The sequence below is a fragment of the Pseudarthrobacter sp. 902506025 genome, assembly GCF_040702325.1.
GTDB lineage: Bacteria > Actinomycetota > Actinomycetes > Actinomycetales > Micrococcaceae > Arthrobacter.
Genome location: NZ_JBFBKW010000017.1, coordinates 1 through 13,420 on the forward strand (window position 1 = coordinate 1; position 13,420 = coordinate 13,420).

Below are 13,420 nucleotides of genomic sequence, written 5' to 3' on the forward strand. Positions count from 1 at the left end.
GTGCTGGAGCCGGTCGAGGGTTGCCGTGATGATGGCCGCAGCATGCGAGGACACGGCAGGTCCGTGCCCGGCCGGGGACGTGATCCCGGTGTCGGAGTCGGTGTCGGTGGCCCCTGTGGTGGTGGGGGTGATTGCGGCGGCGAGGTGGGGCCGGGCTGGTGGGAGTGGTTCGCCGGTGAGGCTGGTGGCTGGGAGGACCTGGTGGGCGAGGGTGAGGCGGCGGCGGGCTTCGCGGATGGGGATGTGCAGGCGCAGGCGGAGGAACTCTGCGGTGTTCCGGCACCCGTCGTCGGCCGGTGACGTCACGACCGGGTGGCCGGGACCGGCGGGCGGATTGGGCCAGTTGGCGTCGGTCTCAACCACGGCGGCGGACCGGGCGGCACGGGCCGTGGCTGCGGCGTCGGTGATGGCCTGGGCGCGGGTGCGGTCCACCGCCCCGGCGCCCAGGAGCTGCAGGTACTCCACGCTCCGGGCGAGCTCCTCCGCGCGGGCGGCGAACTCGGCGGCTTCGAGATAGGAGGCAGACTCCAGCACATCCGGGGCGGCCAGGGAAACGGCCGCGAGCCGGGCCGCCAACCCAGCCAGGAGGTCCTGGTGGCCAGGACCTGTGGCGCGGTGCTGTGAAGCCTCCCCTGGGACCGCATGAAGGTGGGCCGGGTGCGGCAGCCAGCTGCCGGCGTCGTACGCTTTCCGGCCGTACGCCTCACCAAGATGCTCCCCGATGGCCTCCATAACCCCACTTTGCCAGCCACCCCTGACAACGAAGAGACCCAAAGACCCCTATGTGGAATACGCGCGAACCGTAGTGGATCCACCCTTAAACACTGCCGGCCGCCGCGTCCCCCAAGGATCGCGACGGCCGGCAAGGCGATTCAGTTGTAGCACAACGGCTGGTCATTCCCATGTCATGCGGGGGGACCCGCGTCATGAATGACCGGTGAAGCGTCAACTAGGACTTCGTGCCGTTCCCATCGGACGTACCAAGGTTGGTGGTCTCCGGGTGGGTGCTGTGGGCTGGGATGTGGTCCCCGCCCAGGGCGCCGGCGTCGCCGGTCCCGGACGTGCCGGTGGAAGTACCAGGGGCAGCAGCAGCAGAGGGTCCTGAGGCCTGGCCGCCACCGGAGGCGCCGTCACGGTGCATGGCAGAGCCGATCACAGTGCCTGCCCTGCGTGCGGCTTCCCCAAGCTGGTCTGCCACTTCAGGCGCCTTTTCCTTGATGGTTTCCGTCGCCACGGACACTTTGTCCTGGACCGGCTTGCTGTCCCAGATGCCGGCCGCGCGGGCCTTCAGCTTGTCGTAAGCAGCGCGGCCTGACCGCGAACCGAGGACGTATCCCACGGCAACGCCTACACCCAAAAGAAGCTTGTTTTTCACGATGATCTCCTGCTCTGCGAGAAGGTTGTCAGTCCCGGCCGGGGCAGCGGGCGCCGGTTGCCGGGGAAAACGAAAGCCGGCCCGGGGATGATGTCCCCAGGCCGGCTTCCTGGCTTGCCCGTGCAGTTATCCGCGGGCGCTGCGCTTGGTGACCATGCCGTAAATGGCAAGGACGATCAGCGAGCCGACGATCGCCAGCAGCCACGTCTGGATCGAGAAGAACTCCTGCAGTCCACTGCCGAAGATCATCCCGCCCAGCCAGCCACCGAGCAGTGCGCCAACGACGCCCAGGATCAGAGTGATGACCCAGCCGCCACCCTGCCTGCCCGGGAGGATCGCCTTAGCGATCGCACCAGCAATAAGTCCGAGAATCAGAAATGCAATAAATCCCATTTGAAGCTCTCTTCCTAAGTAAAGGAGGCCTCCAGGTTCCGGAGGCACTTCATCCTTCTGGCTCAATAGTAATCATGCTTACTATCTTTTTGCCAACCCCGTTTTTGGAAAAAAGTGCAGTTGAGGCTGGTTTCAGTGTCCCGTTTGGTCCGAGTCGTTGCCCGCTCCGGGACCCTCGTCAAGGATCGATAATTCCGCTAGATCCTGCGGATCCAGGGCGAAATCGAACACGTCCAGGTTCTCTGCCATCCGCACCGGCGAAGCGGTCTTCGGAATCGTTACCAATCCGTTTTGTATGTGCCACCGAAGGACGAGTTGGCCAGGGGTTTTCCCATGCTTTTCCGCCAGTTGGGAAAGGATGGGAGCGCCCAATAAACCCGCCCCCGAGCCGCCCAACGGACTATAAGACTCAGTAACAATGCCATGCCGGCTATGGAATTCCCGCTCGGCGGACCGCGTGATGGCCGGACTGAGCTGGATTTGGTTTACCGCAGGCACCACGTCAGTCTCCGCCATCAGCCGCTCGAGGTGCGCCGGCTTGAAATTGGACACTCCGATGGACCGGACTTTTCCCTCGGCCTGCAGCCGTTCAAAGGTCTGCCAGGTGGAGATGTACTGATCCCTGCCGGGCAGAGGCCAGTGGATCAGCAGCAGGTCCACGTAATCCAGCCCAAGACGCGCCAGCGACCCCTCCAGGCCTGCTACGGCGCGGTCGTGGCCCTGGAATTCCCCGTCCAGCTTGGTGGTGATAAAGAGCTCGCTGCGGTCCACGCCGCTGGCCCTGATGCCGTTGCCCACACCGCGTTCGTTGCCGTACTTCACGGCGGTGTCGATATGCCGGTACCCGGCTTCCACGGCCTGTACGACGGCGGCGGCCGCCTGTTCGTCGTCCAGCGGCCAGGTGCCAAGCCCCAGCTGCGGAATCCTGTTGCCGTCATTGAGGTCGATGAGCGGTGCAAGTGTCATGCGATCAGTCTGCCCCCTCCTGGCCGTCCCGGCTCCCGGTGCCCGCGATTCGGGACGGCCCGGAGGATACTGCCGGCGGCCTAGGCCGGTTCCTCCGCCAGTTTCCGCTTCAGGATCTTTCCACTGGGTCCCAGCGGGAGCTCGGACAGTATCCTGACCACGCGCGGATACTTGTAGGCCGCGAGCTGGGCGCTGGCGAAGTCCATCAGCTCGGTCTCGGTGACACTGGCCCCCGCGTCCAGCACGATGGCGGCCGCGATTTCCTGGCCGTGGACATCGTGCGGGATGCCGTAAACGGCGGCGCTGACAACTGCAGGGTGTGTCAGCAGGACTTCCTCCACCTCCCGCGGATACACGTTGTAGCCGTTGCGGATGATCATGTCCTTCTTGCGGTCCACGATGGTGAGGTAGCCGTCGTCGTCCTTGGTGCCAAGGTCCCCGCTGCGGAACCAGCCGTCCACCACGGCCTCGGCGGTGGCCTCAGGCCGGTTGAGGTAGCCCTTCATCAGCAGGTGGCCGCGGATCACCAGCTCGCCGAGTTCCCCGTTGGGCAGCAATTCGATCCGCTCCGTCACCTCAGGGCGGGCGATTTCGATAGCAACTCCCCAGATCGGGATACCGATGGTGCCGGGCCGTGGCTGCATGCCCACGTGGTTGAAGGCCGCAACGGGGGATGTCTCGGTAAGGCCGTAGCCCTCATGGATCTCCACGCCGAAGACGTCACGGAACCGGTCCATCACTGCCAGTGGAAGCGAGGCTCCACCGGAGATGCCGTAGCGCAGGGCCGCCGGCCGGTCCGGCACGGTCTTGGCGGCCTCCAGGAGTGCCACGTACATGGTGGGGACGCCCAGGAAGATGTTCACGTCGTGCTTCGCCAGCAGCCTCAAGGCGTCCGGGCCGGTGAACCGGGGCATGAGGACGATGGTGGCCCCGGCGCGAAGGCCCGTGTTCAGCACCACCGTCTGGCCGAAGGTGTGGAAGAGCGGCAGGCCGCCGAACAGGACGTCGCCGGGCCGGAAGTCCATCACGCTGGTCAGCAGGACGCTGGTTTGTTCCACCAGGGCGAAGTGGCTGCCCAGTGCGCCTTTGGGCTTGCCGGTGGTGCCTGAGGTGTACAGGATGGTGGCCGTGTCCGATGGGCGGCAGGGTTCGTACGTCCGGATCAGCTCCGCGGCGGCCGCCTCCGCTTCCAGCCGGGGAAGCCCGCCGTCGTCGGGAGCCATGACCGTCAGCACATCGACCCCGCTGGCTGAAGCACCGGCGGCGCCCTCCGTGAGCAGGGGAGCGGCGCAGATGAGCAGCCTGGCGCCGCTGTCCTGCAGGACGTACTCGATCTCGCGGGCCTTGAGCAGGGCGTGGACCGGGACAACGATGGCGCCCAGCGACAGGATGGCGTAGTACACCCGCGCGAAGTCCGGCACGTTGGGGATCAGGACGGCGACGGCGTCTCCCGGGCCGATTCCCCGCGCCCGCAGTGCACCGGCATAGGCGCGGGTTTGGCTCCACAGGTCGGCGTAGCTGACCTGGTCCTCGCCCACAACGAGGGCGATGCTGTCAGGATTCCTCTTGGCTGATTCTGCCAGGACGGCAGCGACGGAGATGGTGGCGAAGCCGTCAGCGGAGTTGGTGTTGGTCATGGCCTGCTTCTTTGTTGGGATGGGTCACGCTGTGAGGATCAGGGCGTCGCCCTGGCCGCCGCCCCCGCAGAGGGCCACGACCCCGGTGCCTCCGCCGCGGCGTTTCAAGGCCAGCGCCTGGTGCAGCACCAGGCGTGCACCTGAGGCGCCCACGGGGTGGCCCAGTGCGATGGCGCCGCCTTCGGCGTTGACAGTTTCGGTGTCGATGCCGAGATCGTTGGCGGACTGGATGAGGACCGAGGCGAAGGCCTCGTTGATTTCCACCAGGTCCAGCTCCTGCACCGTGAGTCCCTGGTCCTTGAGCGCCCGCTCGATGGCGCGGGCGGGCTGGGAATGCAGGGATCCGTCGGGGCCTGCGGTCTGGCCGTGGGCGCCGATCTCGGCGATCCATTCCAGGCCTGCTGCTTCCGCGGCTGCCTTGCTGGCAATGACCAGCGCCGCTGCGCCGTCGGAAAGGGGCGACGACGACCCTGCCGTGATGGTGGCGGTCTCCGCCTTGGAGAACGCGGGGCGGAGCTGCGCCAGGGATTCGGCGGTGGTGTCCGGACGGATGCCTTCGTCGTGTTCGAGGGTCACGGCAGGTCCCTTGCGCTGCGGTATCCCGATCGGTGCGATTTCCTCCGCCATGATCCCGGCTGCGCGGGCGGCTTCGGCACGCTGGTGGGAGCGGGCCGCGACGGCGTCCTGCTCTTCGCGCGTGATGCCGCGTTCGGCGTTGCCGGCGTCGGTGGCCTCACCCATGAGCTTCTTGCTCACCGGGTCCTGCAGCCCGTCATGGTTCAGGGAGTCCAGCATGGGGGCATCTCCGATGACGACGCCGGCCCGCAGCCCGGGGACCAGGTGCGGCGCGTTGGTCATCGATTCCTGGCCGGCGGCCACAATGAAGTCGGCTTCCCCCGTGCGGATCATCCGGGCAGCGTCGATCACGGCCGTCAGGCCGGACAGGCAGAGCTTGTTGATGGTGATGGTGGGAACGTCCCAGCCGATTCCGGCGGCCAGGCTGGCCTGGCGTGCGGGGCCCTGGCCCGCGCCGGCCTGGATGACCTGGCCGACAATGACGGCGCCGATCTGCTCCGGTGCCACGCCGGTGCGTTCCAGCGCGGCGCGGATGGCGTGGGCGCCCAGTTCGCTGGAGGAAAAGGGCGTGAGTCCGCCGCGGAACCTGCCAAACGGGGTGCGGGCGCCGCCCAGGATGACGGGGATGTTGGCGTTCTGGTTCAAGAACAGTCCTTTCAGGGGATGATGGGCAGCCAAAGCCGAACGGCAGGGCTTAGGCGAAGGCGGAGGTGCCGGTGATGCCGCGTCCGATGATGAGCGCCTGCATGGTTTCGGTGCCTTCGTAGGTGTGGATGGCTTCGATGTCGGCAAGGTGCCTGGCGACGCGGTTTTCCAGCAGGATGCCGTTGCCGCCCAGCAGGTCACGGGCGTTGGAGGCGATGCCGCGTGCGGTCCGGGTGCAGGTGTACTTCACGAGCGATGCCTGCTCGGGCGTGAGGGTTCCGGCTTCATCGAGCCGCGTCATCTGCACCACCATCAGCTGCATGGTGGCCAGTTCACTGAGCATTCGGGCCAGCCGCTCCTGGACGATCTGGGACGCGGCCAGCGGCCGGCCGAACTGCTTGCGCTGCCTGGCGTACTGGACGGCCGTTTCGTAGCAGGCGGTGGCATGGCCGACGGCGGACCAGGCCACGCCCAGCCGGGTCGCCAGCAGCACCCGGGCCGTGTCCTTGAAGCTGCGCGCACCCGGCAGGACGTTCTCTTCGGGGACGAAGACGTCCTCCAGGCGGATGTGGGCCTGCCAGATGGCGCGGAGGGCAAGCTTGCCTTCGATTTTGGTGGCGGTGTAGCCGGGGGAGTCCTGCGGAACCAGGTAGCCGTGGACCTGGCCGTCGTCGCCCCGGGCCCAGACAATGCTGACGCCGCCCACGGAGCCGTTGCCGATCCACTTCTTCTCGCCGTTGAGCAGGAACCCGCCGTCCGTGCGGGTTGCCGTGGTTTCCAGGGCCACCGAGTCGGAGCCATGGGTAGGCTCGGTGAGGGCGAACGCCGCGTATTCCGTGCCCCTGGCAATCGCCGGCAGCCAGCGTTCCTTCTGCGCCGCGGATCCGCATTCAGCCACGGAGCGCAGGGCCAGGCCGCCCTGGACGGCAATCATCGTGGCCACGGATCCATCGCCCCGGCTGATTTCCATGTTCACCAGGCCGGCGGCCATGCTGCTCATGGGTGCGAAGCCCTCCACGGTGATGCCGTCGCGGAGCAGGTCCAGTTCGCCCAGGCGCTGGAGGAGGTGCAGCGGGTACTCGCCGCGTTCCCAGTAGCCGTCAATGACGGGCAGGACCTCGTCCTGGACAAAGCTGCGGGCGCGCTCCCAGTAGGCGCGGTCCTCGTCTCCGACGCCGGCCAGGATGGACGCCGGGTCCGTCCCGAGGGCCTCGGTCAGGACATATTCCGGCTCCACTGTTCCGGCGGGGAAGCCGGCGGGAGCCACGGTGCGGGTGGGCGCGAGGGCGGGCGACGTCGTCGTCATTGAATGCATCCTTTGAATCAGCGGCGGCGGGAGGGCCGGGGCCTTGTGGCCTGGACCACACCAACCAAGGATGCAATGAAACGCAGTTCCACGTCAAGAAACTGGGTACCAGGGCTGGAGGTGGCGCCGCTGGGGCTAGGGGAGCGCGTCCCGGACCGCCTGGGCGATCGCATCCTTGTCGGCAGGGCCGGGAAAAACGGTGACGACGACGGTTGGGGAGGGTTGGGCGGGCGCGGCGGCGTCCGCCGGGCTGCCCAGGAGTGCAGGCCGGAAGGTTTCCGCCAAGGCCTGGAGTTCGGCGGCCAGGGCGGTGGCCCTTTCCCGGTCGCCTGCAGTGGTGTCCCCGGCGCCAGGCGCGGCCCGCAGCCACTCCCGCAGGAAGGCGTTGTGCACGGCCACCACCGCTGCAGCGAAGGCGACGGCTTTGTATTCGCGCCGGTCGTTCCGGGGCAGCTTGTCATTCAGGTAGTGCAGGAAGGCCCGCTCGTACCGGTGCGAGGTTACCAGTTCCCGGTCGCGGAGGGCCGGCACTGCCTGCAACAGCCCGTACCGGGCGCGTGAGGTCTGGGGGTTCCGCAGGTGGTGGTCGAAAACCAGCAGCGCCGCGTCCGCCACCGCGGCCAGCGGCCCGAGCCTGGATCCGGCGAGCCGTTCATTGACCTGGTGCAGGATCTGCTCGTGGTCGGCGAAGACAACGTCCTCCTTGGACCCGAACCTGCGGAAGAATGTGCTGCGGCTCATGCCTGAGGCTTCTGCGAGTTCCTCAACGGATGTTGCGTCGAAACCCTGCTTCGCCAGGAGGCCAATGGCTGCCGCGACAGGCCCACCGGCAGGATGCCCCTCGACGGGGAGGTGGGAAGGGGGCGAAGTCATGCGCCGAAATCTAGCACAGCTGCCCTCCGGCAGGCTGGCCTGCCGCCGGCTGCGGAAGGCCAGCCTGTGGCCGGTTTCAGGCGCCCAGCCGTGCCCAGCCGGTCAGCTTGTCCGAAAGCTGCATGTAGGCCCCGTTGACCTGCTGCAGCTCCGGGTGGCTGTCATACCAGGCCACGATTTCCCGTGCTCCGTCCGCGAACGGGATGGTGGCGGTGTAGTCCGGGACCAAGGCCTTGATCTTGGTGTTGTCGAAGACCACGGAATGGGACCGGTCCCCCAGGAGGTTGGAACCCAGTTCCTGGTCGTGCGCGGCGATGGTTTCGGAGGCCACATGCACCAGTTCCGGTTTCCGGACGCCCGCGGCGCGGGCGAAGAGTCCGTAGATCTGGTTCCAGGGCAGGTACTCGTCGGAGGTGATGGTGTAGCTTTCGCCCACCGCCTGCGGCCGGCCAAGCAGGCCGACGAACGCCTTGGCAAAGTCCTTGCTGTGCGTCAACGTCCACAGCGAGGTGCCGTCACCGTGGACCATGACCGGGAGGCCGCTGCGCATGCGGTGGATGTCCGTCCAGCCGCCCACCATCGCAATCTTGGTGCGGTCATAGGTGTGCGAGGGCCGGACCACCGTCAACGGGAAGTCGTCCTCCCGGTAGGCCCTGAACAGCAGCTCCTCGCACGCGATCTTGTCCCGGGAGTACTGCCAGAACGGATTCTTCAACGGCGTGGACTCTCGGATGGGCAGCCTGGTGGGCGGCTTCTGGTACGCGGAGGCCGAGCTGATGAAGACGTACTGACCCGTCCGCTCCCGGAACAACTCCATGCTGGTTTGGGCCTGGTCCGGAGTGTAGGAAATGAAGTCCGCCACGGCGTCGAACTCCCTTCCGCCCAGCACCTCCCTGACGGAGGCCGCATCGCGGACGTCGGCGTGCAGCACTTCGGTGCCGTCGGGGACAGGCCTGCCGGACTGCCCCCGGTTCAGGATGGTCAGCCGGTGGCCCAGCGCGGCGGCACGTTCTGCCGCCGCCGCGCTGATGACCCCGGTCCCGCCGATGAAAAGGATGCTCCTCGGCGCCACCGTATCTGCGGCGATTGTGCCTACCACGCGTAGTCTTCCGGTGCCGGGCGGTGTCCCGGGAAAATGTCGTCCAGCCTCTTGAGTGCGTCCCCATCCAGGGAGACATCCAGGGCGCGGATTGCGGCGTCCAGCTGTTCCTGGGTCCGGGGGCCCACGATCGGTGCGGTCACGGCAGGCTGGTGGAGGAGCCACGCCAGGGCCACGTCGCCGGGTTCGTGGCCCAGTTCGTCGGCGAAGTCCTCGTACTGGCGGATCTGGTCCTCGTGCTTCTTCAGCGTTTCCGCTGCCCGCCCCTCCGTGCGGCGGACTCCCTGGCGTTCCTTCTTCAGCACGCCGCCCAGCAGCCCGCCCTGCAGCGGCGACCAGGGAATGAGGCCCAGCCCGTACTGCTGTGCTGCCGGGATGACTTCCAGTTCCACCTGCCGCATGAACAGGTTGTAGATGGACTGCTCGCTGACCAGGCCCGTGTAGTTCCGGCGGCGTGCTGCCTCCTGCGCCTGGGCGATGTGCCAGCCGGCGAAGTTGCTGCTGCCCGAGTACAGGATCTTGCCCTGCTGTACGGCCACTTCGATGGCCTGCCAGATCTCGTCCCACGGAGTGTCGCGGTCGATGTGGTGGAACTGGTACACATCGATGTAGTCCGTCTGCAGGCGCTTGAGGCTGGCGTCCAGCGCACGGCGGATGTTCAGGGCCGAGAGCTTGGACTCGTTGGGCCGGTCCGTCATGGTGCCGTAGAGCTTGGTGGCCAGGACGGTGTGCTCCCGGCGCTCGCCGCCCTTGGCGAACCAGCGCCCGATGATTTCCTCGGTCCAGCCGCGGTGGTCGGCGCCGCCGTATACGTTGGCGGTGTCGAAGAAGTTGATGCCGGCTTCGTGCGCGGAATCCATGATGCTGTGGGCGTCCGCCTCCTCCGTCTGCGGCCCAAAGTTCATGGTGCCGAGGCAGAGGCGGGAGACTTTCAGGCCGGAGCGGCCCAGATGGGTGTACTGCATGGAAGATCCTTTCAACGGTAGGCCTGCCAAACCGGTGGGTGGGCCGGCTGGAACCTACATCTGGGTGAAGGAGGCGACGGCGGGATCGGAGCCAATGCGCGCGCCGGACTCCAGTGCGGTGATGGCGGACAGTTCGTCTTCGGACAGCTTGAGGGACGAAGCCGCGAAGTTTTCCCGGATGCGGCCCGGATTCGCGGATTTGGGAATGACGATGTTGCCGTTGGCGAGGTGCCAGGCGAGCACTACCTGGGCGGTAGTGGCGTCGTGGGCGTCGGCGATTGCGGTGACGGCGTTGCCGTTAAGGTCACCGCCCTGCCCCAGTGGGCTGTACGCCTCCACGGCGATGCCCAGGCTGCGGCACTTGGCCGCAAGGTCCGCCTGCTGGTAGCTGGGGTGAAGCTCGATCTGGTTGACGGCGGGCACTGTTTCCGCGGATTCCAGCAGGGCGTCCAGATGGTCGGAGAGGAAGTTGGAGACGCCGATGGCGCGGATCTCCTTGTTTTCGTACAGCCGCTCCATCTCCTTCCATGCCTGGACGAAGAGGCCCTGCGAAGGAACCGGCCAGTGGATGAGGTAGAGGTCGATGAAGTCCAGGCCCAGGGCCTTGCGGCTGTTCTGGAACGCCTCCTGCGCCCGGCCCTGCTCGCCATTGCGGAGCTTGGTGGTCACGAAAATTTCCCCGCGGGGGATCCCTGTGGCTGCGAGGGCCGCCCCTACCCCTGCCTCGTTGCGGTACGCCGCAGCGGTGTCGATGTGGCGGTAGCCCGCTTCCAGCGCGTCCTCCACGGTTCGCTGTGTGTCCTCCGGCGGGACCTGGAAAACGCCGAAGCCAAGCTGCGGAATGGTGACGCCGTTGTTGAGTGTCAGCTCTGACATGGGTGTACTCCTTGGACGTATGGTGCTGGGAACGATGCCGGTTGCTCGACGAGTGGGGAAACACAGTGAGAAATCGGTTTCCACCGGCTCACTCCTGAGCCTATGCACTTTCCGCCATCAAGTCAGCAGCCAAGGCTGATCCTGTTTTTCCTAGGACCGCCAGTCCTACCTTCGTTGTAGAGCAGGCCACGCCAACGCAGGCACAATGGTCTGCATGGGTCAAAGCGCCGAGTTCGGAAAATTCCTCAAAGCCATGCGGTCCCGGCTGAGCCCGGAAGTCGCAGGGACGGGCCCCAGTACGGGCGCCCGCAGGGTTCCGGGCCTGCGGCGTGAGGAAGTGGCGCGCCTGGCCGGGGTCAGCACCGACTACTACGTGCGGCTGGAACAGGGCCGCAATATCCACCCGTCACGCACGGTCCTGGACGCCGTTGCCAGGGCCCTGCGGCTGGACAGCAGCGAGCACGCGCACATGCTGGACCTGCTCGAGAACTGCGCGGGCGCTCCCCGCGAACCGGGTGCCAATGCAGCCCAGGGCGTCCGGCCGGCGCTGCGCCAACTCCTGGACGCGGTGGGGGAGGTGCCCGCGCTGGTGCTGGGCCGCCGCAACGACGTGCTGGCCGGCAACAGGATGGCGTTCCTCTTGTTCGCCGATTTCCCCGCGCTGCCGCCCGCGGAGCGGAACCTCACACGCTGGACCATCCTTGACCCGGCTGCGCGGGAACTGTTCAGGGACTGGAAAACCGTGGCGGCAGAAGCCGCGGGCTCCCTCCGCCTGGACGTGGGCCGGCACCCCAACGACCCCCAGGCGAACCACCTGGTGGGGGAGCTGGCGGTCCACAGCGAACACTTCCGCCAGTGGTGGGCGGGGCACCGGGTTGCCACCCGCGCTGCAGGCACCGTCCGGCTGCACCATCCAGCGGTGGGGGACCTGGAACTGAACTTTGAAAACCTGGTCCTGCCGGAGGACCCCGACCAGACGCTCCGGGTGTACTCCGCCCGGCCGGGATCGCCGTCGTCGGACGCCCTGGCACTGCTGGGAAGCCTCGGGGCAGCCCCGGATGCCGGCCTGGAACGGGACCCTGCCGCGATGGCCGAAAGCGGCGACGCGGGCTGACCGGCCATGCGCGCGCCCACGCCACTGTACATTCGTCCAGCGAAGTGGGGTGATTCTGGCCAGCCGCCCATTGGTGGCGGGCCGGCCCTTTCCTAGGGTGGGAGTACCAGCTTTCCCTGCCCAGTTCTTATCACCCCAGGATGGTCTCAACGATGAAACGCATCGCCCTGCTGAAGGAGCGCCAGGCCTCTGCCGGCGCCGCCTCCACCGCCACCGGTTCCCACTGCCCGGCTTCCGGCCTCTGGAGCCCCGACATCGATCCCCACACGGTCCTGTCCTTCTTCGAGGGCCACGTGTTCCCGGCATTCGACGGCGTGCCCACCGTCTGGCGGCGGCGCAGCCCCGGCACGGCAAACTAGGTCCTGCCTTAAGCGCAACTGACCCGCAGCTAACACCGTCAGGAACGTGTTGGCTGCGGGTCAGCTGTGTTTGGCGTTAGTGATCTTCCAGTCGGAAGCCAATCTTGATGGTGACCTGCCAGTCTGCGACCTTTCCGTCCTCCAGGTGGCCGCGGACCTCCTTGACCTCAAACCAGTCGAGGTTCCGCAGGGTCTGGGATGCCTTGGCAATGCCGTTGCGGACAGCGTCGTCCACGCCCTCGGTGGAGGTGCCGACAATTTCAGAAATGCTGTACGTGTGGTTGGACAACTTCGCTCCTCGTGATCGTCGATGCTCCCGGTTGCGGGCCGTTCCTGAAGCCTAGTAGGACTGCGGGAGCGTTGAACAGGGGCCCGGGGTAATCAGGACCGCGGCACGGGAGGCTACTTGGCGTCCAGCACCAGCTGCTTCAAGTCATCGAGCGTCTGCTGCATGTGCGCGTCCATGGCCTGGCGCGACCGGTCAGGATCACGGGACTCCAGGGCCTCGGCAATGTTCTGGTGATGGCCGATTGCGTGCTCCTGGATCGCAGGGACGGCGGAGGTCTCGGTCCTGCGCTTTTCCAGCACGCGGTGCAGCGGCTCAAACAGGACCGACACGAACACATTCCCGGATGCCCGCAGGATGACGTCGTGGAACGCAAGGTCTGCTTCCACGAAAGCGGCAACATCGTTGATGCTGTGGGCGGCCTTCATCGCGGAAATGTAGTTGAAAAGGGACGTGATGTCTTCCTCGACGATCCGTCCTGCGGCAAGTTCACAGGCGCCCGTTTCGAGCATCCTGCGCAGCTCGATGAGCTGGATGGAGGCATCGGCGTCGTTCTTGCCCTCGGATGCGGCGCGCAGCACGGCTTCGAGGGAGGCCCAGCGGCTCAAGGGATTAACGAAGGTGCCCCGGCCGCGCTCCACGCTGAGGATGCGCTGGGCCTGCAGCGTCTTCATCGCCTCGCGGACCGTCATGCGGCTGACCTCGTGGCGGGCGCTCAGTTCGTGTTCGCCGGGAACGGTGGAGCCGGGCGGAAACTCGCCTTCGATGATGCGGTCCAGCAGCTCATCGGCCACCACGCCCACCAGTGACTTCCTTGCCATGTTGCCCCCGATCGCTCTCTCCGGCCGACGCCTGGCGGATATGTCAGACAAGTGTACTTGCGCGTCCGTATGCTGTGTGCCACACTAATTTTCAAATGCAAGATGTCAGACATCTTACAGTTACCTTTA

14 protein-coding genes and 1 pseudogene are annotated in these 13,420 nt (G+C 66.6%); 2 read left to right on the top strand and 13 right to left on the bottom strand.

Annotated elements, in window-relative coordinates:
* From AB0280_RS20715 to AB0280_RS20765, 11 genes and pseudogenes are all read right to left on the bottom strand, one after another.
* Window positions 1-732, bottom strand: a pseudogene (locus AB0280_RS20715) (HNH endonuclease signature motif containing protein); the annotation flags it as partial.
* 217 nt (window positions 733-949) lie between these two features.
* Complete coding sequence (locus tag AB0280_RS20720) at window positions 950-1,375, bottom strand: YtxH domain-containing protein (protein WP_159633914.1); 426 nt, start codon at window positions 1,373-1,375, stop codon at window positions 950-952.
* Window positions 1,376-1,501: 126 nt separating this feature from the next.
* Window positions 1,502-1,768 (bottom strand): GlsB/YeaQ/YmgE family stress response membrane protein, encoded by a 267-nt coding sequence (locus tag AB0280_RS20725; protein ID WP_043451908.1) that lies wholly within the window; start codon window positions 1,766-1,768, stop codon window positions 1,502-1,504.
* 132 nt (window positions 1,769-1,900) lie between these two features.
* On the bottom strand, window positions 1,901-2,734 hold the full coding sequence (locus AB0280_RS20730) for an aldo/keto reductase (RefSeq protein ID WP_275182253.1): 834 nt from the start codon (window positions 2,732-2,734) through the stop codon (window positions 1,901-1,903).
* An 80-nt stretch (window positions 2,735-2,814) separates the two neighbouring features.
* Window positions 2,815-4,371: a long-chain-fatty-acid--CoA ligase gene (locus tag AB0280_RS20735; protein WP_307487571.1), complete on the bottom strand. Its 1,557-nt coding sequence runs from the start codon at window positions 4,369-4,371 to the stop codon at window positions 2,815-2,817.
* 24 nt (window positions 4,372-4,395) lie between these two features.
* Complete coding sequence (locus AB0280_RS20740) at window positions 4,396-5,592, bottom strand: acetyl-CoA C-acetyltransferase (protein ID WP_307487572.1); 1,197 nt, start codon at window positions 5,590-5,592, stop codon at window positions 4,396-4,398.
* A gap of 49 nt (window positions 5,593-5,641) precedes the next feature.
* Window positions 5,642-6,898 (bottom strand): acyl-CoA dehydrogenase family protein, encoded by a 1,257-nt coding sequence (locus tag AB0280_RS20745; RefSeq protein WP_307487573.1) that lies wholly within the window; start codon window positions 6,896-6,898, stop codon window positions 5,642-5,644.
* A gap of 135 nt (window positions 6,899-7,033) precedes the next feature.
* The gene (locus AB0280_RS20750; RefSeq protein ID WP_307487574.1) at window positions 7,034-7,771 is read right to left on the bottom strand and encodes a TetR/AcrR family transcriptional regulator; all 738 of its coding nucleotides are present in this window, start codon (window positions 7,769-7,771) and stop codon (window positions 7,034-7,036) included.
* 76 nt (window positions 7,772-7,847) lie between these two features.
* The gene (locus AB0280_RS20755) at window positions 7,848-8,870 is read right to left on the bottom strand and encodes an NAD-dependent epimerase/dehydratase family protein (protein ID WP_307487575.1); all 1,023 of its coding nucleotides are present in this window, start codon (window positions 8,868-8,870) and stop codon (window positions 7,848-7,850) included.
* Entirely contained in the window at window positions 8,864-9,835 is a 972-nt protein-coding gene (locus tag AB0280_RS20760; RefSeq protein ID WP_307487576.1) for an aldo/keto reductase, read from the bottom strand. The genes AB0280_RS20755 and AB0280_RS20760 overlap by 7 nt, the downstream gene beginning before the upstream one ends.
* A 54-nt stretch (window positions 9,836-9,889) precedes the next feature.
* Window positions 9,890-10,711 (bottom strand): aldo/keto reductase, encoded by an 822-nt coding sequence (locus AB0280_RS20765; protein ID WP_307487577.1) that lies wholly within the window; start codon window positions 10,709-10,711, stop codon window positions 9,890-9,892.
* A gap of 214 nt (window positions 10,712-10,925) precedes the next feature.
* Between AB0280_RS20765 and AB0280_RS20770 the strand changes: the two genes are divergently transcribed.
* Both AB0280_RS20770 and AB0280_RS20775 read left to right on the top strand, forming a co-directional pair.
* Complete coding sequence (locus tag AB0280_RS20770) at window positions 10,926-11,825, top strand: helix-turn-helix domain-containing protein (protein WP_224024495.1); 900 nt, start codon at window positions 10,926-10,928, stop codon at window positions 11,823-11,825.
* Window positions 11,826-11,977: 152 nt separating this feature from the next.
* Complete coding sequence (locus AB0280_RS20775; protein ID WP_159633882.1) at window positions 11,978-12,184, top strand: hypothetical protein; 207 nt, start codon at window positions 11,978-11,980, stop codon at window positions 12,182-12,184.
* Window positions 12,185-12,260: 76 nt separating this feature from the next.
* On the opposite strand, the gene AB0280_RS20780 is transcribed toward AB0280_RS20775, so the two are convergent.
* Window positions 12,261-12,473, bottom strand: a complete 213-nt coding sequence (locus AB0280_RS20780) for a dodecin (protein ID WP_159633879.1) — start codon at window positions 12,471-12,473, stop codon at window positions 12,261-12,263.
* A gap of 113 nt (window positions 12,474-12,586) precedes the next feature.
* Window positions 12,587-13,291: a FadR/GntR family transcriptional regulator gene (locus AB0280_RS20785; RefSeq protein ID WP_159633876.1), complete on the bottom strand. Its 705-nt coding sequence runs from the start codon at window positions 13,289-13,291 to the stop codon at window positions 12,587-12,589.
* Window positions 13,292-13,420: the final 129 nt, after the last annotated feature.

Coding starts and splice junctions, on each gene's coding strand:
- AB0280_RS20725 (WP_043451908.1), bottom strand. CDS start 1,768: ATGGGATTTATTGCATTTCTGATTCTCGGACTTATTGCTGGTGCGATC.
- AB0280_RS20730 (WP_275182253.1), bottom strand. CDS start 2,734: ATGACACTTGCACCGCTCATCGACCTCAATGACGGCAACAGGATTCCG.
- AB0280_RS20735 (WP_307487571.1), bottom strand. CDS start 4,371: ATGACCAACACCAACTCCGCTGACGGCTTCGCCACCATCTCCGTCGCT.
- AB0280_RS20745 (WP_307487573.1), bottom strand. CDS start 6,898: ATGACGACGACGTCGCCCGCCCTCGCGCCCACCCGCACCGTGGCTCCC.
- AB0280_RS20750 (WP_307487574.1), bottom strand. CDS start 7,771: ATGACTTCGCCCCCTTCCCACCTCCCCGTCGAGGGGCATCCTGCCGGT.
- AB0280_RS20760 (WP_307487576.1), bottom strand. CDS start 9,835: ATGCAGTACACCCATCTGGGCCGCTCCGGCCTGAAAGTCTCCCGCCTC.
- AB0280_RS20765 (WP_307487577.1), bottom strand. CDS start 10,711: ATGTCAGAGCTGACACTCAACAACGGCGTCACCATTCCGCAGCTTGGC.
- AB0280_RS20770 (WP_224024495.1), top strand. CDS start 10,926: ATGGGTCAAAGCGCCGAGTTCGGAAAATTCCTCAAAGCCATGCGGTCC.
- AB0280_RS20775 (WP_159633882.1), top strand. CDS start 11,978: ATGAAACGCATCGCCCTGCTGAAGGAGCGCCAGGCCTCTGCCGGCGCC.
- AB0280_RS20785 (WP_159633876.1), bottom strand. CDS start 13,291: ATGGCAAGGAAGTCACTGGTGGGCGTGGTGGCCGATGAGCTGCTGGAC.